Source organism: Pseudomonas sp. BP01 (assembly GCF_022760795.1).
In the GTDB taxonomy this organism is placed as follows: domain Bacteria; phylum Pseudomonadota; class Gammaproteobacteria; order Pseudomonadales; family Pseudomonadaceae; genus Aquipseudomonas; species Aquipseudomonas putida_Q.
This window is the reverse complement of sequence record NZ_JAFBKA010000043.1, coordinates 20003-42550: the sequence shown is the minus strand read 5'-3', so window position 1 is coordinate 42550 and position 22548 is coordinate 20003. Positions and strand designations below refer to the sequence as shown.

Annotated in this window: 18 protein-coding genes and 1 pseudogene; 7 read left to right on the top strand and 12 right to left on the bottom strand. The window is 62.1% G+C overall.

All coding sequences use genetic code 11. The features are described from left to right. Positions 1-151 precede the first annotated feature (151 nt). The 4 genes from JOY50_RS26425 to rfbC are packed head-to-tail and all read right to left on the bottom strand — an operon-like array spanning position 152 to position 4412. Positions 152-607: a YiiD C-terminal domain-containing protein gene (locus tag JOY50_RS26425; protein ID WP_132842831.1), complete on the bottom strand. Its 456-nt coding sequence runs from the start codon at positions 605-607 to the stop codon at positions 152-154. After that, positions 607-2013, bottom strand: coding sequence for a sigma-54 dependent transcriptional regulator (locus tag JOY50_RS26420; RefSeq protein ID WP_243056078.1), 1407 nt, complete (start codon positions 2011-2013; stop codon positions 607-609). The genes JOY50_RS26425 and JOY50_RS26420 overlap by 1 nt, the downstream gene beginning before the upstream one ends. Further along, a complete protein-coding gene (locus JOY50_RS26415; protein ID WP_028614138.1) occupies positions 2010-3824 on the bottom strand; it encodes an ATP-binding protein in 1815 nt (604 codons plus the stop codon). Before JOY50_RS26415 ends, JOY50_RS26420 begins: the two co-directional genes overlap by 4 nt. Positions 3825-3866: 42 nt before the next feature. Continuing rightward, positions 3867-4412: a dTDP-4-dehydrorhamnose 3,5-epimerase gene (gene rfbC / locus JOY50_RS26410; RefSeq protein ID WP_132842836.1), complete on the bottom strand. Its 546-nt coding sequence runs from the start codon at positions 4410-4412 to the stop codon at positions 3867-3869. A 277-nt stretch (positions 4413-4689) separates the two neighbouring features. Between rfbC and aguA the strand changes: the two genes are divergently transcribed. Together aguA and JOY50_RS26400 are read left to right on the top strand one after the other, a co-directional pair. Next, a complete protein-coding gene (aguA, locus tag JOY50_RS26405; RefSeq protein ID WP_028614140.1) occupies positions 4690-5796 on the top strand; it encodes an agmatine deiminase in 1107 nt (368 codons plus the stop codon). Between the two features lie 183 nt (positions 5797-5979). Then, positions 5980-6177: a hypothetical protein gene (locus tag JOY50_RS26400; protein ID WP_026034717.1), complete on the top strand. Its 198-nt coding sequence runs from the start codon at positions 5980-5982 to the stop codon at positions 6175-6177. A 178-nt stretch (positions 6178-6355) separates the two neighbouring features. On the opposite strand, the gene JOY50_RS26395 is transcribed toward JOY50_RS26400, so the two are convergent. Further along, positions 6356-8431, bottom strand: a complete 2076-nt coding sequence (locus JOY50_RS26395) for a TonB-dependent siderophore receptor (RefSeq protein WP_243056077.1) — start codon at positions 8429-8431, stop codon at positions 6356-6358. Between the two features lie 473 nt (positions 8432-8904). On the opposite strand from JOY50_RS26395, the gene JOY50_RS26390 reads away from it, so the two are divergent. Continuing rightward, positions 8905-10224: an OprD family porin gene (locus tag JOY50_RS26390; protein WP_132842845.1), complete on the top strand. Its 1320-nt coding sequence runs from the start codon at positions 8905-8907 to the stop codon at positions 10222-10224. A gap of 30 nt (positions 10225-10254) precedes the next feature. Here the strand turns inward: JOY50_RS26390 and JOY50_RS26385 are convergent, their stop codons facing one another. The 3 genes from JOY50_RS26385 to JOY50_RS26375 all read right to left on the bottom strand — a co-directional run bounded on the left by JOY50_RS26385 (position 10255) and on the right by JOY50_RS26375 (position 14169). Beyond that, positions 10255-11922 carry an FMN-binding glutamate synthase family protein gene (locus JOY50_RS26385; RefSeq protein ID WP_132842849.1) on the bottom strand — a complete coding sequence of 556 codons (1668 nt, stop codon included), beginning with the start codon at positions 11920-11922 and terminating at the stop codon, positions 10255-10257. A 155-nt stretch (positions 11923-12077) separates the two neighbouring features. Further along, positions 12078-13445, bottom strand: coding sequence for an ATP-binding protein (locus tag JOY50_RS26380; protein ID WP_243056076.1), 1368 nt, complete (start codon positions 13443-13445; stop codon positions 12078-12080). 1 nt (position 13446) lies between these two features. Next, positions 13447-14169 carry a response regulator gene (locus tag JOY50_RS26375; RefSeq protein WP_132842854.1) on the bottom strand — a complete coding sequence of 241 codons (723 nt, stop codon included), beginning with the start codon at positions 14167-14169 and terminating at the stop codon, positions 13447-13449. Positions 14170-14309: 140 nt separating this feature from the next. Between JOY50_RS26375 and JOY50_RS26370 the strand changes: the two genes are divergently transcribed. Further along, positions 14310-16607: a TonB-dependent siderophore receptor gene (locus tag JOY50_RS26370; protein ID WP_243056075.1), complete on the top strand. Its 2298-nt coding sequence runs from the start codon at positions 14310-14312 to the stop codon at positions 16605-16607. A gap of 14 nt (positions 16608-16621) precedes the next feature. Here JOY50_RS26370 and JOY50_RS26365 read toward each other — a convergent pair. Further along, positions 16622-16714, bottom strand: a pseudogene (locus tag JOY50_RS26365) (DUF3079 domain-containing protein); the annotation flags it as partial. Positions 16715-16743: 29 nt separating this feature from the next. Between JOY50_RS26365 and JOY50_RS26360 the strand changes: the two are divergent. The 3 genes from JOY50_RS26360 (at position 16744) to JOY50_RS26350 (ending at position 18249) form a co-directional block, all read left to right on the top strand. Further along, positions 16744-17157, top strand: coding sequence for a type II toxin-antitoxin system HigB family toxin (locus JOY50_RS26360; RefSeq protein ID WP_243056074.1), 414 nt, complete (start codon positions 16744-16746; stop codon positions 17155-17157). Between the two features lie 41 nt (positions 17158-17198). Continuing rightward, positions 17199-17672 (top strand): type II toxin-antitoxin system HigA family antitoxin, encoded by a 474-nt coding sequence (locus tag JOY50_RS26355; protein ID WP_243056073.1) that lies wholly within the window; start codon positions 17199-17201, stop codon positions 17670-17672. A gap of 145 nt (positions 17673-17817) precedes the next feature. Then, positions 17818-18249: a hypothetical protein gene (locus JOY50_RS26350; RefSeq protein ID WP_132842864.1), complete on the top strand. Its 432-nt coding sequence runs from the start codon at positions 17818-17820 to the stop codon at positions 18247-18249. Between the two features lie 93 nt (positions 18250-18342). Here the strand turns inward: JOY50_RS26350 and JOY50_RS26345 are convergent, their stop codons facing one another. From JOY50_RS26345 to JOY50_RS26335, 3 genes are all read right to left on the bottom strand, one after another. Next, complete coding sequence (locus tag JOY50_RS26345) at positions 18343-20859, bottom strand: TonB-dependent siderophore receptor (protein WP_192902508.1); 2517 nt, start codon at positions 20857-20859, stop codon at positions 18343-18345. A gap of 91 nt (positions 20860-20950) precedes the next feature. After that, positions 20951-21940, bottom strand: coding sequence for a FecR domain-containing protein (locus JOY50_RS26340; RefSeq protein WP_243056072.1), 990 nt, complete (start codon positions 21938-21940; stop codon positions 20951-20953). Further along, positions 21937-22452, bottom strand: coding sequence for a sigma-70 family RNA polymerase sigma factor (locus JOY50_RS26335; protein ID WP_259375092.1), 516 nt, complete (start codon positions 22450-22452; stop codon positions 21937-21939). Before JOY50_RS26335 ends, JOY50_RS26340 begins: the two co-directional genes overlap by 4 nt. Positions 22453-22548: the final 96 nt, after the last annotated feature.

Here is a 22548-nt window from a genome sequence, read left to right as displayed (position 1 = left end):
ACCGTACGCTGTGGGAGCGGGCGAGCCCGCGAAGCAGGCACCGCGGTGCACGGCACCGGCTTCGCCGGTGTTCGCGGGCTTGCCCGCTCCCACAGGAATTGCGCCAGTCTTTGGATTGTGTGCCAGGCAGTTGCTTCAAGCGGCTGTTGGGCTAGCGGTGCAGCACGTACTGGCCGCTGAATTTCACCGCAGGCTCGTCACTGCCGGCATTGCTCACCGTGGTTTCCAACGTCAACCGCGCCCGTCCACGGCGCTGGTACATGGCCAGGAATCGCTCCCAGGTCTTTTCGTCCGGCGCGGCACACCGCGCCACCGCTGTGCCGGTAACTGGCAAGGGGTAACTGATCTGCCCCTCCTGGATAACGATGTGCCCATCATCGATCCCCAGCGCTCGCAGGCGCAGGTGCAGCCAGCCCCAGCCCACCAGCACTGCCGCGCAATACAGGCTGCCGCCAAACATGGTGCTCTTGTGGTTGACGTTGGCCGCCAGCGGCAGTTGCAGGCGCAGGGTGTGCTGCTGCCAATCGATCACTTCCAGGCCCATTTCGCGGGTCAGCGGGATGTCGCTGTGCAGTACGGACTGCAGGTACTGGCTATCGGTGCTCATCAACGGTGGTCCTCTTGATCGTCGTGCCCGCCGCTGCCGCCGTCAAAGCTCAAGCCGTGCTTGCGCAGCTTGTCGTGCAGGGTTTTGCGGGGGATGCCCAGCGCCTCGGCCAGGCTGCGCATGGAACTGTGTGGCTGGGCCAGTTCGGCGGCGATCAGCGAGCGTTCGAAGTGCTCGACCTGCTCGCTGAGGTTGCCGCTCGGCATGGGCAGCGCCGGTGCTGTCGCCGGCGGCGCCTGGCCGTCCAGGGCCAGTTCCAGGCCAAGGGCGAAACGCTCGGCGGCGTTCTGCAGCTCGCGCACATTGCCTGGCCAGGGGTGGCGCAGCAGCACGGCACGCTGGGCAGGCTGGAGGGCGTGCGGTGGCAGGCCATGGCGCTGGCTGGCGGCATCGGCGAAGTGCTGGAACAGCACCAGGATGTCATCGCCGCGCTCGCGCAGCGGTGGAATCCGCAACGGCGCCACGTTCAGGCGGTAATACAGGTCGGCCCGAAAGCGCCCCTGGTCGGCGGACTGGCGCAGGTCTTCCTTGGTCGCGGCAATGATGCGGATATCCAGGGGGATCAGCTGGTTGCCGCCTAGCCGCTCGACCACCCGTTCCTGCAACATGCGCAGCAGTTTTACCTGCACATCCAGGCTCATGCTCTCGATTTCGTCGAGGAACAGCGTGCCGCCGTTGGCGAACTCGAATTTGCCGATACGGCGCTTCTGCGCGCCGGTGAACGCGCCGGGCTCATGGCCGAACAGCTCGCTTTCGACCACCGACTCGGCCAGCGCGCCGGCGTTGATCGCCACGAACGGGCCGTCGCGGCGGCTAGACAAGTCGTGCAGGGCGCGCGCCACCACCTCTTTGCCAGCGCCGGTTTCACCGAGGATCAGCACATCGGCGCGGGTGCCGGCCAGGGCGCCGATCTGCTCGCGCAGGCGCAGCATGGAGGGCGAATGGCCGACCAGGCGGGTGGCCAGTTGCTGGCGGTCGCTGAGCGCCAGGCGCAGGCTGCGGTTGTCCAGTACCAGGCGGCGCAGGGCCAGGGCCCGGCGCACGCTGTCGAGCAGGGCGTCTGTGGCGAAGGGTTTTTCCAGAAAATCATAAGCCCCGGCGCGCATTGCCTGCACCGCCAGCGGCACATCGCCATGGCCGGTAATCAGCAGCACCGGCAGCTCGCTGTCGCGGCCGTGCAGCTGCTCCAACAGTTGCAGGCCATCGATGCCGGGCATGCGGATGTCGCTGACCACCACACCGGGCCAGTCAGCCTCGATACGGTCGGCCAGGCCTTGCGCATCGGCCAGGGCGACCACCTTGAGCCCCGCCAGGTCCAGGGTCTGGCTCAGTGCCTGGCGCAGGTGCGGGTCGTCGTCGACCAGGATGACCTGGGCTTGGCTGTCGATCAGTGTCTCGGTGGTCATGCCGAGGGGTCCTCCGAATTGGGCAACGTAGCGCCGGGTGCGGCCACACGCAGTTGCAGGGTCAGCAGTGCGCCACCTTCCGGGTGGTTGGCCAGCAGCAGTTCACCGCCCAAGGCGCGCATCAGGCTTTCACAGATCGCCAGGCCCAGGCCCAGGCCTTGGGTGCGGGTCTTGGTGGTAAAGAACGGTTCCTTGGCATGCTCCAGGGCCTGGCGGCTGAAACCGGGGCCGTTGTCGCGAATGTACAGGTAGACGCAGTCATCGCGCTGCTCGGCACTTAGCCACAAGCGGCGCGGGTTGGCCTTTTCGGTCAAGGCGTCGAGGGCATTGGCCAGCAGGTTGCCGAGCACCTGGCGCAGACGGGTTTCACCGGCCTGTACCCACAAGGTCGCCTCCGGCAGGTCGCGGATCAGCTCCACGGCCATTGCCCGGCGGCGTTTGGCCAGCAGTGCCAGGGCATCGTCCAAGGCCGGTTGCAGGGCCACGCTTTCCGGGGCATGCCGGTCGCGGCGGGCAAAGGCGCGCAGGTGGGCGATGATCGAGGCCATGCGCCCGGTCAGCTCGCCGATCAGCTTGAGGTTGCCGCGGGCGTCATCGGTGCGTTGGTGGTCGAGCAGGATCTCGGCGTTTTCCGCGTAGCTGCGGATGGCCGCCAGCGGCTGGTTCAGCTCGTGGCTGATGCTGGCCGACATGGTGCCGAGTACCGACAGCTTGCCCGCCTGCACCAGTTCGTCCTGGGCGCGCACCGCTTCCTGCTGGGCGTTTTCGCGTTCCAGCACGGCATTTTTCAGCCGGGTGTTCAGGCCTTCAAGGTCGGCGGTACGTTCTGCCACACGCTTTTCCAGCTCTTGGCGGCCACGGGCTTCGAAGTCGATGCGGTCGATGTAGTGGCGCCGCCGTTGCATGACCAGGCCGGCCAGCAGCATCACTACCAGCAGCGTACCGGCACCGATGGCCATTACCGTTTGCACCGAGCGGTCGACCAGCATGCGCGGGGCGAGGATGCTGACCTGCCAGCCGGTTTCCTTGATGTCGCGGGTCTGGGTGATCCAGGCGTCCGGGCTGAGCACCAGCGGTTGTGGGGCCTGGGTTGGGTAGGGCTGGATGGCGATGATGGCCTGGCGCTCGGCCTCGGTCAGCGTGCGGGTAGCACGGAAGCGCCAGTCGGGCCGCGAAGTCAGGATGACCACACCATTGTGATCGGTCAGTAACAGCTGCTCGGGGGTGCGGCCCCAAAGGGTTTCGGTGTGGTCGAGGTCAACCTTGACCACCAGCACGCCAACAATCCGCTCGCCGTCCCGCACGGCTGCGGCAAAGAAGTAGCCGCGCTTGGCCGAGGTGGTGCCCTGGCCGAAGAAGCGGCCCAGGTGGCCGGCCATGGCTTCGTTGAAATAGGGGCGGAAGGCGAAGTTGCGGCCGACGAAGCTGTCGTGCTTGTCCCAGTTGGACGCGGCCAGGGTGTTGCCGCTGACGTCCATCAGGTACATCACCTCGGCACCGGTCTGCTGCACGATGCCCTTGAGCAGGCGGTTGGCGTTGGTCACCGCTTCCAGGCGGAACGGGTCGGCCAGCACGCCACGTAGCGCCGGCAGGTCGCCGAGGATCTGTGGCAGCGTTTCGTAACGGTGCAGGGTGCCGAGCAGGTTGGCGACGTACAGGTCGAGGGTCTGGCGGTTCTGCGAGGCCAGCTCTTCCTGGTAATAGCGTTCGGCCAAATGATGCAGGGGCCACAGTAAGGGGGCCAGGCACAGGGCCAACAGGGCCAGGCTGCGCCAGCGGGGACGGCGTGGGGGCGTGGGTTTTGCAATCATCACGTAAATGCGCCAGAAAAGTCTGACGCAATTATGCGCTAGTTAAGGCAGCAGTTCCGCCTCTGCCAGTGGCAGGCCGACCTTGTCCTTGTCCGACAGCAGCGGTGGCTGCTGCAGCGCCCAGTCGATGGCCAGTTGCGGGTCGTCCCAACGGATGCAGCGGTCGGCGCCCGGGTTGTAGTAGTCGGTGGTCTTGTAGAGGAACTCGGCCGATTCGCTCACCACTGCAAAACCGTGGGCGAAACCGGGGGGTATCCACAGCTGGCGGTGGTTGTCGGCCGACAGGTGCACGGCGACCCATTGGCCGAACGTTGGCGAGCTTTTGCGCACGTCCACGGCGACATCGCGGATTTCCCCGTGCACCACCCGTACCAGCTTGCCCTGGGTGTTTTCCACCTGGTAGTGCAGCCCACGCAGCACACCCTTGATGGAGCGCGAGTGGTTGTCCTGCACGAACTCGGTGCGCACGCCGGTTTGCCGTGCGAACTCGCGTGCGTTGAATGCCTCGAAGAAAAAACCACGGCTGTCACCGAAAACCTTCGGCTCGATGATCAGTACTTCAGGGATTGCGGTAGGGATGATGTTCATAGCGGCTCGCTGGCCCGTTGCCCAGTATTGACCCTAGTCGGCCTTGCCGGAAATTTCCGCGCGCAGCTGTAACAGGATGCATAAGGTGTGGCTATGGTAGACGGCAGGGCGTTCCTTACACCAGATGATCTGGAATGCGCGTCGATTGTTATCGATTTAAATGCGCCGAGCTGGCTGAGTATCTTAGGTTTTCGGGCTTTAAATATCGATATATATCGGTTATAAATTCACAAACGCCCCAGCACACTCCGGCTCAGGGCCATCACAGAGGTCACCCATGAAAACCCTCAACTCCACGCCCCGTGCCGATGGTTTCCACATGCCTGCCGAGTGGGCTGCGCAAACCCAGGTGTGGATGGTCTGGCCGGAACGCCCGGACAACTGGCGCCTGGGCGGCAAGCCGGCGCAGGCTGCCCACGTTACCCTGGCCAAGGCCATTGCGCGCTTCGAACCTGTGACCGTCGCGGCCTCCGCCGGCCAGTACGAAAATGCCCGTCGCCAGCTCGACCAGCCGAACATTCGCGTGGTCGAAATCAGCAACGACGATGCCTGGGTGCGTGATACCGGCCCAACCTTCGTCATTAATGACCAGGGTGAAGTACGTGGTGTGGACTGGGGCTTCAATGCCTGGGGCGGCTTCGATGGCGGCCTGTACGCCCCGTGGAACCGCGACGAGGAACTGGCCGCCAAGGTGCTGGAAATGGAGCGCTGCCAGCGCTACCAGACCGAAGGTTTCGTACTGGAGGGCGGTTCGATCCACGTGGACGGCGAAGGCACCGTGATCACCACCGAGGAATGCCTGCTCAACCGTAACCGCAACCCGCACCTGAACCGCGAGCAGATCGAAGCCGTGCTGCGCGATCAGCTGGCGGTCGACACCGTGGTGTGGCTGCCGGATGGCCTGTACAACGACGAAACCGACGGCCACGTCGACAACTTCTGCTGTTACGTGCGCCCCGGTGAAGTGTTACTGGCCTGGACCGATGATTCCAACGACCCCAACTATGCGCGCTGCCACGCGGCCATGGAGGTGTTGAAAAACACCCGCGATGCCAAGGGCCGTGAGTTCATCGTGCACAAGATGCCGATCCCAGGCCCGCTGTTTGCCACCGCTGAAGAGTGTGCCGGTGTCGACCAGGTGGCTGGCAGCCAGGAGCGTGACCCGTCGGTGCGCCTGGCCGGTTCTTACGTGAACTTTCTGATCGTCAACGGCGGCATCATTGCGCCAAGCTTCGACGACCCGGCAGATGCCGAAGCCAGAGCGATTCTGGCAAAGATCTTCCCTGACCACGAAGTGGTGATGATCCCGGGCCGCGAATTGTTGCTGGGTGGCGGCAACATCCACTGTCTGACTCAGCAGCAGCCGGCGCCGGTCAAGCGGTGAGCGCTGCATGAATGAAAAAAGGCCCGTCATTGAACGGGCCTTTTTTTCGGGCGACACCCGGCGCCCAGGCTGGCATACGTTTTGTATTGTTTTCAAGTAGATAGCTCGGCTTGGCCGCGCTCTCGGATCTGTAACATTACCTACGTAGATTAGCCGCTCACGGGCCAGGGAGTACGTGTAGACATGAACGCAGCAAGTGAGTCGGCTTTGCGCCCATCGGCAGTGAATCACCAATCGCTCAAGGTTGTGGCGAAGTGGTTGAAACACCATGGAAGCATCAGGGTCAGGACGACCGACCCACGACGTCTGCTTGCCGGGCGGTACCCCCAAGGGCTGATCAGCGAAGCAGAAATGCAGGCGCTGATGGCGGTGTGGCACTGACATCGATTGCCGTCAATGCCTGAAGGTTGCACGCAATCGTGTAGGAGCGGCCTTGTGTCGCGATGGGCTGCGCAGCAGCCCCAGGATCGCAATCTCAGCACAGATTGTTGGGGCTGCTGCGCAGCCCATCGCGACACAAGGCCGCTCCTACAATTGACCCTGTCATTCCATGGGAGGGCTAGAAGCTGTAGCTACCCGTAACCACCAGGCTACGCGGGTCCCCCACCTGAATCTGCGCCGCACTGGTCGCCGAGCTGTAGTAGGTCTTGTCGGCAATGTTGCTCAACGCCGCCCGTACATCCCAGTCATGGGTGCGGTACCCCGCCAGCGCATCCCAACGGCCATACCCTGGCAACACCGTGGTGTTCTGGTTGTCCGCATAACGCTCACCTACCAGCGTAACGCCGGTTTCGGCGTACCAGCCCAGCTCTGGTTTCCAGGTCACGAACAGGCTGGCGTTGCGCTTGGCCACGTCATTGATGCGGTTACCTTCCTGGCCGTTGTTGTCCTTCACGATGATCGCATCCTGCAGGCCGATGCCGCCGCGTACGTACCAGTTGCCGACGATGTTGCCGGTGGCCGTCAACTCAATGCCGCGCGAACGCTGCAAGCCGCTGAGCAAGATGTTATTCGGGTTTTCCGGATCACGGGTGCGGCGGTTGTACAGTTCTAGCTCGTAGACGGCCAGGGTGGTGGTCAGGCGCTGGTCGAGCCAGTCGCTTTTCACCCCGATTTCTTTCTGCCGAGTCTCTTCCGGCTTGGCGTCGTTGCCGTTGCCCGGCGCATCCGGGGTGATGCCGATCAAGCCGCCGCCCACCGGCGAGAAGGTCTTGCTCCACGAGGCGTAGAACGAATGGTCACGCCATGGCGTGTAGACCACGCCCAGGCGCGGGCTGGTGCTGTTACTGTCCTGCGGTTCGCGCACGCCATCCTTGTTGGTGGTTTCCACGTCGAACTGGTCGAAGCGCACGCCAGCCAGGATTTGCCATTGATCGTTCAGGCGGATCTGGTCTTGCAGGTAAAGGCCGCGGCTATCGACCACAGTGTGGTTGTCACTCGACAGCACCAGTGTGCCATTGTGCTGCTGGTTACTACCGGGTTTGCCCAAGCCCGGGAGCAGCTGGCTACCAGCGCTATACAGCACAGGGTCACGCTTCTGGTTGCCGAACTCCAGGCCCAGCAACAGCTTGTGCTCCAGGCCCAGGGTGTCGAAATCGCCCTCGGCTTCCAGGTTGTTGAACAGGTTGCGGGTGTTCAGGTCCTGCTGCCAGCGCTGGCGGGTCAGGACATTGGTGCTGGCGTTGTAGCCCGTGACGTAGGTGTTGTCGAACTCGCTGTCCAGCTTGATCAGGCCCAGGGTATGGCGTAGCTGCCAGGTTTCGTTCAGCTGGTAGTTCAGGCGTGAGCGCAGGGACTGGGCGCGATCATCGATGTAGTCGCGCTGGTCGCCATAGGTGGTGCCGCGGCTGACGTCGGCCGGGCGGCCATTCACCCCGGGGATGCCCCGGTCGGGCGTGCGGTTGTAGCGGCTGTATTCGTACTGCACCAGCCAGTTGAGGTCGGGGGTGATCTGCCAGCTGACCGACGGGGCGAACAGCTGGCGGCTGCCGTCGATACCCTCGCGGAAGCTGTTGTTGTCCTGGTTGCCCATGTTCAGGCGCAGGCTGACAGTGTCGCTTGGGTCGGCGCTGAGGTCGGCATACAGGCTGCGCAGGTCTTCGCTGCCGGCCTGCGCCTCGAGGGTGGAGCGGCGGCCCTGTTCCGGTGCCTTGCTGACCCGGTTGACGATGCCGCCCTGGCTACCGCGGCCATACAGCACCGCCGCGGGCCCCTTCAGTACCTCGACCCGCTCGATGTTGTGCAGGTCGCGGATGTACTGGCTGTCGTCGCGAATACCGTCCAGGTAGAAGTCGTTGCTGGCTTCGAAGCCACGGATACGCACGCTGTCGAAGCGGGTGTCGGCGCCACTGCTGACGTTGGGGATACCCTCCAGCGCCTTGCCCAAGGTGTTGCTGCCGTAGTCCAGCACATTGGCGGTTTTCACCGTGTCGATGGCCTGCGGCACATAGCGTACCGGCGTCGAGGTGCGGGTGGCGGTGCTCACCTCCTTGACGCGCGGGTTGTCCTTCTCGCGTTCGCTGTCGGCGGTAACCGACGACTCTGGCAGCGTGGTGGTGGCGGCACTGGCCAGGCCGGCGCTGAACAGCAGCGACAGGCCAAGCGTCAAGCGGGAAAGGCGGCAGGGTACAAGCATGGGCACATCCGGACCGGGCAAGTGAAAAAGAAGGCGCGAATGCTAATGCTTGCTATTTACTCTTGCTTGGGTATTTGTAAAGGCTTGTCTTTACATATGTATCTCTTTGTAACAGCCTCTGCGGCCACGGTTTGCCTGCTCTCGGGAAATTGTCTGACCGATCAAAAGGCAATTCCCACACAAGATAAATTGCCCGCTGATAGCGCAAACCTGCATGGAAATGCACTAGACCCGTCGATATTTTTGGTTATATCAACCTGCATTTCACGACTTTTTGACATTTGTAATCGCACACGGCTAGGATTCGGCCAACGCCTGCTGGCCATGTCTTGGCCATGCTGCTGCCGAGGGCTGCCGTGTACTTACCGGTTGGCCCACCAGGCTGGATCCGCATAGCGTCGAACCTACGAAGGGGCGTTGGTTCCTGGCGTCATAGTGCAGAGCGTTTTTGATTAAGAAATAAGGAAAACAACATGTTGAAAACCAGGATCAGCCTGGTCGCCCTGGCGATGATCGCCGCGACCCAGGCACAGGCCAATGATCAGGCCGACAGCAAGGGCTTCATCGAGGACAGCCACGCCAACGTCCTTCTGCGCAACGCCTACATCAACCGTGACAAGAAGCACGGCACCGACGATCAGATCGAATGGGGCCAGGCGGTCATCGCCAACTTCTCCTCCGGCTTCACCCAGGGCACCGTTGGCGTCGGCGTCGACGCATTCGGCCTGTACGCCGTGCGCCTTGATGGCGGCAAAGGCCACAACGGTGGCGGCGGCGTCGACTTCTTCAAACCGCACGAAACCACCAATGCCGAAGGCAACGCCAGCTCGCCGCACAACCTGGCCCGTGGTGGTGCTGCAGTAAAATTCCGCATCTCCAACACCGTGCTGAAGTACGGTGACCAGATGCCAGCACTGCCAGTGCTGCAGTACGACGATGCGCGTCTGCTGCCAGAAAGCTTCACCGGTACCCTGGTCACCTCGAAAGAGATCGAAGGTCTGGAGCTGAACGCCGGTCGCTTCACCCAGGAAGCGCGCAAGAGCGCCGAGCGCCGTGACGGTGGTGGCCTGAAGTCGATCAACGTCTTGGGTGGTAGCTACAAGTTCACCGACAACTTCACCGCTTCGCTGTACACCGCCGACAACGAAGACGTGATGAAGAAGCACTACCTGGGCTTGAACTACGTCTTCCCGATCGCCAGCGACCAGTCCCTGACCCTGGACTTCAACGGCTACAAGTCGGACATCAACAACAAGTACGTGAAAGCCGCTGGCCTGAATGGCGACTCCAACACCATCTGGAGCCTGGCAGCCACTTACGCGTACGGTGCGCACTCGTTCACCCTCGCGCATCAGCGCAGCACCGGCAGCACCGGTTACAACTACGGCTTCTACCAGAACGCCGGTGGCGTGGGTGACGGTGGTTCGACCATCTACCTGGCCAACTCGTACTGGTCCGACTTCAACGCCGAAGACGAGCGCTCCTGGCAGCTGGGCTACGGCCTGGACTTCGGTGCCTACGGCATTCCGGGCCTGACCTACAAGCTGGCCTACGTGGTGGGTGACAACATCAACACCCGCAACGTCGCCAACCCACAGGGCTTCGGCGAAGGTAAAGAGCGCGAGATCTTCAACCAGATCCGTTACGTGGTGCAGGACGGCCCGGCCAAGGACCTGTCCATCAAGCTGCGTAGCTCGTTCCTGCGTACCAACAACGCCGTGCAGCAGAACGGTTACAATGACGACGGCAACGAAGTCCGCGTATTCGTCGAGTACCCAATCAGCATCTTCTGATCCTGATCTGAAGCATCGAACAGCCCTGGCTTATGCCGGGGCTGTTTCTTTTCGGCGCACGGCTTTTGCTGCAACCGGCATCAGTTCCCCCGTTTCCGGTGCAAAACTGTCGCTACGTGCCATCCGCCACATCCGCGCATAAAACTCGCTTTCAATCGAGCCACTGAGCAGTTCGCCTGGCTTGAGGAACGTGTGCAGGTCCGAAAACAATCCGATCTCGCTGGGGCTGATGCGCCGGGCCAGGTGCTTGGGCTTAAGCTCCGAAGGGTGCTCCAGGCCCGCAGCAGCCAGCATTTCGGCCAGTGCGTGCAGCGTGTTGCGGTGGAAGCTGGCCACCCGTTCGGCTTTGTCTGGCACCACCAGGGCGCGCTGACGCAATGGGTCTTGCGTGGCCACGCCGGTCGGGCATTTGTTGGTGTGGCAGCTTTGCGACTGGATGCAGCCAATGGCAAACATGAAGCCGCGTGCCGAGTTGACCCAGTCAGCTCCGATGGCCAGTACGCTGGCGATGTCGAAGGCACTGACGATCTTGCCCGCCGCGCCAATGCGAATGCTGGAGCGCAGGTTCAGGCCGACCAGGGTGTTGTGCACGAACATCAGGCCTTCGCGCATGGGCACGCCCATGTTGTCGCTGAACTCGCGAGGTGCCGCGCCGGTACCGCCTTCCTTGCCATCGACAACGATGAAGTCCGGGGTGATGCCGGTGGCCAGCATGGCTTTGGCAATGCCCATGAACTCCCACGGGTGGCCCAGGCAGAACTTGAAACCCACGGGCTTGCCGCCCGACAGCTTGCGCAGGCTGGCCACGAACTGCAGCAACTCGACCGGTGTGCGGAAGGCGCTATGCGCGGCCGGCGAGATGCAGTCCTCACCTACGCGCACGCCACGGGTCTCAGCAATTTCGGGGCTGACCTTGTGCCCCGGCAGAATACCGCCGTGGCCCGGCTTGGCACCTTGGCTGAGCTTGATCTCGATCATCTTCACCTGCGGCGAGCGGGCCTGCTCGGCGAAGCGCTGTGGGTCGAAACGACCGTCCGCGGTGCGGCAGCCGAAGTAGCCGCTGCCGATTTCCCAGATCAGGTCACCGCCGTGTTCACGGTGATAGGGGCTGATGCTGCCTTCGCCGGTGTCGTGGGCAAACCGGCCCATGCGCGCGCCGCGGTTGAGGGCGGCGATGGCGTTGGCGCTGAGGGCGCCGAAACTCATGGCCGAAATATTGAAGATCGAGGCCGAGTAGGGCAGGCGGCATTGCGGCCCGCCAATGGCGATGCGGAACGAGGCCGGGTCTGGCGTGGCCACCGGCAGCATCGAATGGCTGATGAATTCGAAACCGGGTTTGTAGGCATCGTTCAGGGTACCGAAGGCTTTCTCGGCGCTTTCGTTCTTGGCGCGTGCATACACCAGCGAGCGCTGCGAACGGGAGAACGGCAGCTTGTCGTCGTCGCCCTCGATCAGGTACTGGCGGATTTCTGGGCGGATGGTTTCGATCAGGTAGCGGATATTGCCCAGGATCGGGTAGTTGCGGCGCACGGCGTGGTGGCTTTGGCGCAGGTCGTTGAGCCCGACCAGGCTGAGCAGGGCAGTGATCAGTATGATTGGCCAGAGCCAGGCGTGCTGGGGCAGCAGCGGCAGGCTGGCGAAGGTGAACAACAGGCAGATGGCGAGGCAGGCGTAGCGGCTGGGCAGAGAGTGATTCATGGGTCCATCGCAGGCAGGATGACCGGGCATAGGATAGGCAAAGGCGGGGAGGGGAAAACCTGGGTAATCGGTAAAAGACTGTTACCTGATTGCGTATTCCTGCGTTCGCGGCCCCGGTAAACCCGGCGCGCTCCTACAGGGGACCGCGCTGGTCTTTAGATGGGCAGCAGTATGCTGACCCGCAACCCACCGCCATCGCGGTTCGACAGCATCAGCTCACCCCCATGGCTGGTGGCAATCCGCTGGGCAATGCTCAACCCCAGCCCATACCCGCCAGAGGCCTGGTTACGCGAGCCTTCCCCGCGCACGAACGGGTCGGTGATGGTTGCCAGCAGCTCCGGCGCGACCCCGGGCCCGCGATCGTCGATATGGATGAGCACTCCACTTACCGCCCGCTCCAGCGTGACCGAAACATCCTTGGCGTAGCGCAGTGCATTGACCAGCAGGTTCTGCAGGCAGCGCTGCAGCAGCAAGGCATCGACTTGCGAACACCCCACTTGGCCATGCACCGGCAGCGGTTCTTCGGCGCTGGCCAGCTCGGCGCACTGGCGTGCCACCAGCCGGTCCAGGTCCACCTGCTGCAAATTCAACTGCTCGCCTGCGCGCAGGTAATCGAGTACCTGGCCAATCATGTCGTCCATCTGGGTAATGTTCTGCCGCAGGCGCTGGCGGTGTTCGTCGTCCGGTAGCCGCTCCAGGCGCAGGCGCATGCGGGTCAGCGGGGTGCGCAGGTCGTGGGACACGGCGGCCAGGAAGTAGGCCTTGTCATTGACCATGGCAATCAGCCGCTGCTGCATGGCGTTGAACGCCTGGGCCGCCTGGCGCACTTCCTCCGGGCCATCCAGCGCCAGGGGAGGCTGCTCGAGGTTGCCGCCCAGGCCGCGCGCTGCGTCGGCCAGGCGTCGCAACGGGCGCAGGCACAGGCGCACGGCAATCAGGCACACCAGCAATACCGCGACAATCCGCAGCGCATACACCCGCAACAGGTAGTCGCTGATCAGCACCCAGGCCGATTCGCCACTCCAGCCCTGCAGTTCCTGGCCCTCAATGGTCAGCCAGTGGCCGTCGGCCAACGGCACCGCGAACTGCACGTGCGCCTGGGCCGTGCGCAGGCCGAACAGGCTGCGCCAGACAATCGGCTGGCCCAGTTCATCGGTCAGTCGCACCTTCAGCAGGCGCACGTCCTGGGCATGCCCCAGTTCGTACCTGAGGGCCTGCTGCAGCAACAGCTCGACGCGCCTGCGCCCCCGGCGCTCGTCATGTTCAGGTGTGGGTAGCGTTTCGGCGCAGCGCAACTGATAGTGGGCGGGCACCTTCAGCGTGCCGGCGTGGCAGTTGGCCTGGGCGATCAATGGTGCACTGCGCGCGGCGATCAGGCGAATGGGCGCCTCGAGTACCTGGGCGAAACGCACATCGAACCAGATGCTGCTCGACATCAACTGGATCACCAGCGTGCCGCTGACCATGATCAGCAGCAGCTGGCCAAACAAGGTGCGCGGCCACAGCCGGCGAAGCCAGCGCATGTCAGGCATCGGCCGCGAGGTTGGCGATACTCAGCAGGTAGCCTTCATTGCGGATGGTGAGGATTTGCGCGGCGCCCGGCGGCGCACGGCGCAGTTGCTGGCGCAGGCGGCTGACGCACATGTCCACCGAACGGTCGTCGGGCAGGTGGTCGCGGCCAAACGCGCTGCGGGTCAGCTGGTCGCGGGAAACCACCCGGTTGTTGGCTTCCAGCAGTTCGCGCAGCACCCGGTAGTCGGAGCGCGGCAGGGTCAGGGTTTCGCCATCGGGGCGGGTGAGCAGCCGCTTGACGTGTTCAAGGCGAAAGCCGGCGAACAGCTGCGCATCCACCACGGCGCGCGCTTCGGCGGGGGTATCCAGGCGTTGCGGGCGACGCAGCACGGCCTTGATCCGGGCGATCAGCTCGCGTGGCTCGAAAGGCTTGGCCAGGTAGTCGTCGGCACCCACCTCCAGGCCGATGATGCGGTCCAGCGTGCTGCCCTTGGCCGACAGCATGATCACCGCCAGCCCAGGCGTCGCTTGCAACTGGCGGCACAGGCTAAGGCCATCTTCACCCGGCAGCATCAGGTCGAGCACCACCAGGTCCACCTTGTGCCGGGCCAGCTGTTCGCGCATCTGTTCACCGTCGGCTGCGGCAAGCACGTTGTAGCCGGCATCGGTCAGGTAATCACAAAGAAGTTCGCGGATTTCGTCGTCATCGTCGACGACCAGCAAGTTCGTGCTCATGCGGAAAAACACCTGTTCGGTGAGGGCCGGTGGCGCTCGTTACGTTCAATTACATGCCCGTACATGTCGGGTCTGGAGCCTGGAGGGCCGATCCCTAGAATCCTAACAAAAAATCATCTGCAAATACGAAGCCTTCCCAAATGAATCCCAAGCGCATCCCGAAAGTGTTCACCCCCATCAGCCAAAGTGGCAATCGCCTCAAGCCGCTGGCGTTCTTCGTTGCCGTCGCCATCAGTGGCGGGGCCGTAGCTGCCGACGGCAAACCTCTGGAGCTGGACGCCACGCAGATCGAGGACAGTGCCCTGCTGCCGGCCGACGATGCTGGCCAGCTAGGCTACACGGTCGAGAGCACCCGCAGCTCCACCGGCCTGGCGCTGACGCCACGCCAGACGCCGCAATCGGTCACCACCATTACCCGCCAGCAGATGGATGACCGCGACATCCACACCATCGAGCAGGCGCTGGAAACAGCGCCGGGGGTAACGGCCAACAAGTCCGAGGTGGGTGGGCGTACCGACTACCGTGCCCGTGGCTACTCGATCAGCAACTGGAAGGTCGACGGCCTGCAGACCCAGGGCGGGTCTGATTTCAGTGGCAGCGGCAATGCATTGAACATGGACCTGTACGAACGCATCGACATCGTGCGCGGCGCCAACGGCCTGCTGGGCGGCACCGGCGACCCCTCGGCCACCGTCAACCTGATCCGCAAGGCACCGACCAAGACGTTCGGCGGCAGCGCCTACGCCACTTACGGCAGCTGGGACAAGCGTCGCCTGGGTGCTGACCTGAATTTGCCCCTGTCCGAGGATGGCCGCCTGCGTTCGCGATTCGTGATGACCCAGCAGGACGCCAACTCGTTCCGCGACAACCAGTCCGAGCGCTCCCGCGCCGCGTTGGCCAATTTCGAGTTCGACCTGGACGACGCCACCACCCTGGGCGCCGGTTACCAGTATGAGTACAACAAGGTTGTCGGCGGCGGCTGGGGCGCGAACATCCCCATCTGGTACCGCGACGGTAGCAAGACCGATTTGCCGCGCAGCACCAACGTGGTGCCCAGCTGGAGCTTTGGCGAGTACACCACCCGTACGGCGTTCGGCTCGCTCGAGCACCGCTTCGACAACGACTGGACCCTGGACCTGAAAGCCGCCCAGGCGACTACCGAAGCCTTGAACCACCGGGGCCTTGCCAAGGTGAACTCGGCTGGGCGCGGCAGCTACGGCGGCTATTGGGACCAGGACGGCAGCGGCGCGGTGCTGAACGGGTTGCACAGCTCCAGCGACACCACCCAGCAGTCGGCGCAGATCGACCTGTCCGGCCCGTTCCAGCTGTTCGGCCGCACGCACCAGGCTATGGTCGGCTACAACGACAGCCGCACCGTCGGCTGGTCGCCCCAGTACACCTGCACCATGGTCGGCGATGGCATGGCCAGCGCGCCTGCACTGGGTTGCCAGTTCCGCGCCAACAACGGCTTCCCGGTCACCGACTGGCGCAATGGCGTGGATGACGACTACGACATCATCGCCTCACGCACCGGCCTTCACAGCAAGACCACCACCCGCCTGCAGGGCATGTACGCCGCCACCCGCCTGAGCATCAGCGACCCGCTGTCGGTGATCGTTGGCGTGCGCACCAGCAACTATTCCTCGGTTACCCGCAGCGTGGCCGGCGAGCGCAGCAGCCAGGAAGAGAACGGCATCGTCACCCCCTACCTGGGCGCGGTGTACGACCTCAATGACAACTACTCGGTATACGCCAGCTACACCGACATCTTCACCCCGCAAACCTCTGAAACCAGCAGCGGTAGCAAGGTCGAGCCGATTCGTGGGCAGAGCTACGAAACAGGTATCAAGGGTGAGTGGTTCGATGGCCGCCTGAACGCCTCGGCGGCGTACTTCCGCACCAAGCAGGAAAACAAAGCCGTGCTCGACGGCGACCTGACCACACCGACCGGGGCCAGCGCCTACAAGGCGGGCTCTGGCGTGGAAACCGACGGTATCGACCTGGAAGTGGCAGGCGCGCTGACGCCCAACTGGAACGTGTATGCCGGCTACACCTACCTGCACTTCCGTCGCGTCGACAGCGATGGCCGCAGCGACCCGTCGCACCTGTTCAAGGCTTCGACCACCTACCGCCTCAGCGGCCCGCTCGACCGCCTGACCGTGGGTGCCGGTGTGACTGCACAGACCAACATCCGTGCCATTTCCAGCCCGGCCGGCCAGCCCACCAACGGTGTGAGCAATGGGGCCACTGATGTGAACTGGTCCGGTTATGCCATCTGGAATGCCATGGCCAAGTACCAGCTGACCGATGAAACCAGCGTCAGCCTCAACGCCAACAACCTGTTCGACAAGCACTACTACACCCAATACGGGTTCTATGCCGGGGCCATCTACGGCGACCCGCGTAACCTGTCGGTGACGGTAAGCACCGCGTTCTGACCAACCGTTCCCACAGGTCTGCGCGCGGTCCCTGCATCAACCGGCTTCTCCAACTGGCCCTCGAAGCTGTTCCAATCCTCGCCAAACAGCTCCACCGATTGCGAGGTCATCGCGCATCGCGAATCCAGATATCTGGTTGACAGATATCTGGATCAGAGATATTTTCCACGTTATGTTGGTGCGCCGGGACAACACAATGCGGGTCATAACGAAAGCGGCGGTTACCAAGGCGATTGAAGCTCACGGCCAGTGGAAAGCGCCGCTTAGCCTGTGGCTGACGACCTTCGACAGGGCGACGCTGCGCTTTGAATCTTTTGAACAGTTGAGGCAGACGTGGGCCACTGTGTCTGGCTGGAACGTTGATCGCATCCCCCACTCAAAACTCAGGCCCACCAGCCGCAAAGGGCCGCTTGATATCTACGTGTTCGATATCAAGAAAAACGAATGCCGCCTGATCGCGTGGCTCAATGCGCGAACGGGCACTCTCTACATCAAGGCCATTTTGTCGCACGCCGAGTACGACAAATGGTGCCGAAGCGATATCAGGTAGCAACCTGGGCAGCGCGATATTTCAATTCGACAGGTGACAACATGAAGCGGGATAAAATCGAAGCCAATGGACTAGATGCCTTCATCGCTAATATTTCACCCATGCTCGATGGCCTGAACACTCAGATGGCAACCATGGCCCAGCTTCTGGCCGCCTGCCATGACCCCATCAAGGACGATGCCGAGCTTGAGGCACGCATGACACTGATCGACGAGCTCTACGCCCATGCGGACAGTGAAGGCCACGCTGCGGCACGCTTTGCGGAGATGGTAGCGGACCGCGTCTACGAGTATGAGAGTGAGTCTGTATTGGTGCCGTTCGCGAGCCAGGCCGAAGCGTTGGCCTTTCTGCTGTCGGACAGGGGGGTGAGGCAGAAGGACCTGTCGGCGATAGCGACCCAGAGCGCGGTATCAGAGATTCTGAACAACAAGCGGAAGATGACGGTTGCCCAGATAAAGGGCTTTGCTGAGTTTTTCAGTGTACCGGTCGAGTTCTTCATGCATGGGGTGGTTTGACAGCGAAGAAAGGGTGGGCGCAGCTCAGTGAAAGATGAAACAAAAATGCCCACCTTCGTTGATTCAAAGAATACCGGTTTATGTACAACCCAGGCGGCCCCTGATCAGCGCTTCCGGCATACCCTCCGAAGAAAGGAACTGAGTAATGCATGCCATACTGCTAGATCACGCAAAGCAGAACTTGATTTTCTACGTGGCTCAGGATTTGGATCAGTCAATCAGGTCTGATGTACACCAGCTTGTGAGTGAGCTTGCTGCGTCAAGGGTATGGAGCATTGCGCCGCCAACCATGGTTGACGAGATTGACGAAAATGGCTTGGAAGTGGTAGGCGGGACGCTGGAGATTTACTCAGCTTTGCTGCCGGAAAAACTTCCTCATGATGTCGACTTGAAGAACCTGGAGGAAGTGGAAGCGTTGATCCAAGCTGTTAGGGACTTATCTGAAAAAGGAAGTATTTCCTTCGAGTTTCAGCTGGGCGCTACTTATGTAGGCAGCATTGAAGATGGCGTCATTGATCGAGTTCTTCAGGAGGGTTTGCTTGCACCGTGGAGAAATTACCTCAGCGGGAAAAGTTGAATTCTCCGTAGCGTTGCAACCCGCGCGAACCCGGGTTTTCGGTTAACCAGCAGCTGAACCAGCTTCTGGTTGCATACCCGCCGACCGAGACGACTAGAACGTCCCCCTCAGGGTCAGCATGTAATTACGCGGGTCCCCGTAGAAGTTGCCGTTCGCCGCGCTGGAGACTGTTTGGTAGTAAGTCTTGTCGAACAGGTTGTTGGCATTGAGCGACACGGTCCAGTGGTCATCCACGCGGTACCTCAACAGGGCGTTCCACACCGCGTAGCCACTTTGCTTGTAATCGAACGGGATGTTCGACTCCACCACATTGCCATTGCCATCCATGCGCACCGTGGTACCGCTGACATAGGTGGCGCTTTGCAGATCGACGCCGCCGCCTACGGTCCAGTCCGAAAGCTCTGCGGGCAGTTGATAAGTCGTCCACACCTTGAACTGATGCTTGGGCGTGATGGTGCTCAAGGCCGTGCTGTCAGTCTCGTTCTTGTTGTAGTTGTACACGTAGCTGGCCATCAGGTTCCAATCCTTGCGGATTTCGCCCGTCGCTTCCAGCTCGATCCCTTTGCTGACGACCTCGCCCTGGTTCACATAGCAGCAACTGCCGCCATACAGCACGGAGGCCGCCGGGAAGTTGGTATCCTGCACCGCGCCGTTCTTGCGCTTGGTATAAAACACGGCGAGGCTGGTGTTCAAGCGGCCATCGAACAGTTCGCCCTTGATACCCACCTCGGAGGTCTTGCCCTCCAGCGGCTCCAGCACGTCATTACTGCCCACCGGCCCGCGAAGGTAGCTTTGCTGCGGCTTGTAGATCTTCGAATAGCTGCCATACAGCGACCACTGCTCATCAAGGTCGTAGATGGCGCCAAAGTAAGGCACGAAACGCGTCGGTTCGCGCATGTCGATGTCGCTCTGCACCACGCCCGCATTGGTATACACCTGCTCGAAGTGGTAACGGGCCGCGCGGCCACCCAGAATGACCTTGAGTGGGTCAGCCACCTGCAGCGTCAAGCGCCCATACAAGCCGTACTGCTCTTGCGTATTGGGGCTGTAGTCCCGTGGGGTCTGCAATGAAATTGTGGTGGGCTTCCAGTAACCAGGGTCGAACACGTTGATGGGGACACCGGTGCCGGTGAACACCCCAGAACCCTGCCAGCGGCTGGTGACCTTCTGATAATCGGCACCCAGCACGAACTGGTGCTCGCGGCCAAAGGCATCGAAGCTGCCAGAAAGGTTGCTGTCTAGCAGGTCCTGGCTGGTGGAATAGACGTTATAGCTGGCGCGCCACACCGGGCCTGCCAAGGTCACCGGGTTGACGGCGTTGCCCGATACTGCCGCCAGCGCCTTGCCGGCGTCGCGGGTATTGGTATACGAGACGTTCAGCTTCCAGTCGTTATCGAAGTAGTGGTCGAGCTTGGTGAAGATCTCCTGGGAGATATTGTCCATGTAGGACCAGTTCTGCCCCAGGTTGGTGTGGCGCGCCAGCCCGATATCTTTACCCGTGGTATAGCGTGGCAGCCCCAACGACGAGTTGGAGTGGGTGCTTTCATACATGCCACCCAGGGTGAAGATGGTCTGCGGGCCCAGGTCGACCTCGAACACCCCGTATACCGTGGGTTTTTGCGTGGCCAATTTATCCGTGAAGTATTGGCGGTCGGTGTATGCCGTCACCAGGCGGCCGCGAACATTGCCGCTGTCGGTGAGCGGGCCGGTCACGTCGACTTGCGAACGATAGTTGTCCCAGGAGCCGGCGGCGGCTTCGAACTTCAACTGGAAGTCCGACAGCGGGCGCTTGCGCACCAGGTTGATGACGCCACCGGGGTCGCCCACACCGCCGAACAGCGCACCGGAACCCCGTAATACCTCGATGTGGTCGAATTCAGCCAGGTTGTACAACCGGCGGGAGTAGAAGCTGGTAGCCACTGATGACAGTGCCATGGGCGCTGCGCCATCAATCTGGATGCTGTCGATGTTGAAACCGCGCGAGTAGAACTCGTAGGTGTCGCTGGTAGTTTTTTGCACCGTGACCCCGGGTGCCATTTTCAGCGCGTCCTGCAGGCTGGTGAGACTGCGGTCTTCAATCAGCTGGCTGGACAGCACCGACACCGACTGTGGCGTTTCGCGCAGGCTGGTCGGGCTCTTGGAGCCCACGCTCACCGCACCGGTGGTGTACGAACCGGTGTTCTCGGTCATCTCGCCCATGCCCTGGCCACTGACCAGCGTGCTTCCCAGCTCCAGCGCCGCGCCGCCGGTGGTGGCCACTGGGTCGAGTACCCAGTTGCCATTGGCCGCTTGGGTGGCAACAAGGCCGTTGCCCTGCAGAAGCGCATCCAGGCCCTGCTGAACGGTGTAGTCGCCGTTCAATGCGGTCGCATGCTTGCCACGGACCAGCGCAGGGTCAAAGGGCAAGTTGATGGCGGCAACTTGTGCAAACGCACTGAGCGATTGCTCCAACGTGCCTGCAGGCAGGTTGTAATGGCGTACTTCGCTCTGTTCGGCATGTACCGCGTAAATCGGCAGCGCAATGCTTGCAGCGCTGGCAAGCAACACGCCACGCAGCGCTACGGCAAGGCGGGTCCTGGGTATATGGCGAGGTGAGAACGCAGATGACATGTGAATCGAGCTCCATTCGTTTGGCAGGGTGTTTTCCCTATTGGCCGAAGTGCTCGAAAAACCCGCAGTCTCAAACTCGTCTTTTTGCAATTTATGCTGAGCGAGGAACAACGCGACGCCAGAACCGCGTGAAACGCTCAACCCTGACGGGCATTGAATCGCTGAGGGCATTCAGTGCCTGCTCAATATCATCCAGCTGGAAAACGCCCGATACCTTCAACCCCGCCACCGGTGGCGCGCAGCCAAGCCAGCCGTGCTGATAGCGTGCCAGTTCCGCGATCAGTGTCTGCAACGGCAGGCTGCGTGCTACCAGCTGGCCCCGCGTCCAGGCGCTGGCATCCATTTCGCTGTGTTGGAGCTTACGGCTACCTTCGTCGCTGATCGAATACTCCTCGCCTGCGCCCACCAGTTGCTGCCGTGCCTGCTGATGGATAAGCACCTTGCTCTGTTCGACCATCAGCCGTGTGCGCGTAGCTTCCTGGCGCACCGCAAACGCCGTACCCAGTGCCTGCAATTGTGCCTGGGCGGTGTGCACCCAGAAGCTGCGCCGGCCTGCGGGCGAACCTTCGTCAGCGCCGGTATAGATGAAGATTTCACCCTGCAACAGCTTGATCAGGCGCTGGCTATTGGTAAATGAGACATCGACGGCGCTATTGGTATTGAGCTGCAGCCGTGTACCGTCGGCAAGCATCACTGTTCGTTGCTCGCCCACGCGGGTGCTGTAGTCGGCACCCCAGCGCTGAACCTGCTCCTGGCCCTGCCAGCCCGTTGCGCCAACGACCAGGCCGGTACCCAGCACCTGAAGCAGCCGCCGCCGGTCCAGCTGGCGATGCTGTATGCGCTCAAGGGCTTCACGCGCGACACCGCCGGGGACGCCTGGCAGGCTGGCGAGGTTGTGGAAGGTAGATTCGTTGTTCTGCAATGCCTGCCAAGCGGTTTCATGCAGAGGATGAAGCTTGCGCCAATCCAGGCAACCCTGCAGGGCATGCTCGTCCGCGTAACCCGACTGTAAGCGCACCATCCACATGATCGCCTGGTCGAGCACGTCATCGGGTAGCTCGGGGCGCGTTGCGCCGCTCATGAGGTAGCGAAGTAGCAATGGCGGATAGCTTTCGCCATGTAGCTCTCCACCGACCTCAGGCTGACCCCCAGTTGCGCGGCGATTTCCTTGTAGCCCAACCCGTCCAGGCGCGACAGCAGAAAGGCTGTGCGCACCTTGGGCGGCAAGCCGTCGAGCAAGGCATCCACCTTGGCCAGGGTTTCAAGCAGGATCATCTGGGCTTCCGGGGATGGCATCAACGGCTCTGGCAGGTTGGCCACTGCATCCAGGTAGGCCCTTTCGACACGATCGCGGCGCGCACGATCGATCACCAGAGCGCGGGCAATGGTACTCAACCAGGCACGCGGCTGGCGCACATCCTGTATCCGGTCAAGTTTGCCCAGCACATTGACGAACGTATCCTGAGCCAGGTCGGCAGCGTTATCCCCTTGGTGCAGGCGCTTGCGCAGCCAGTCCACCAGCCAGGCGTGGTGGTCGATGTAGAGGGACTGAACATCAGCCTGCGTTGCAGATGGCACGGGCGGGGTAGACAACTTCAGCCCTCTTGTTGGTATAGGATTGCGTTTGAGAATTTATCTCATCCTATCTGGACTGAATTGTGCCTGACAAGGATCACGACGTAATCCAGG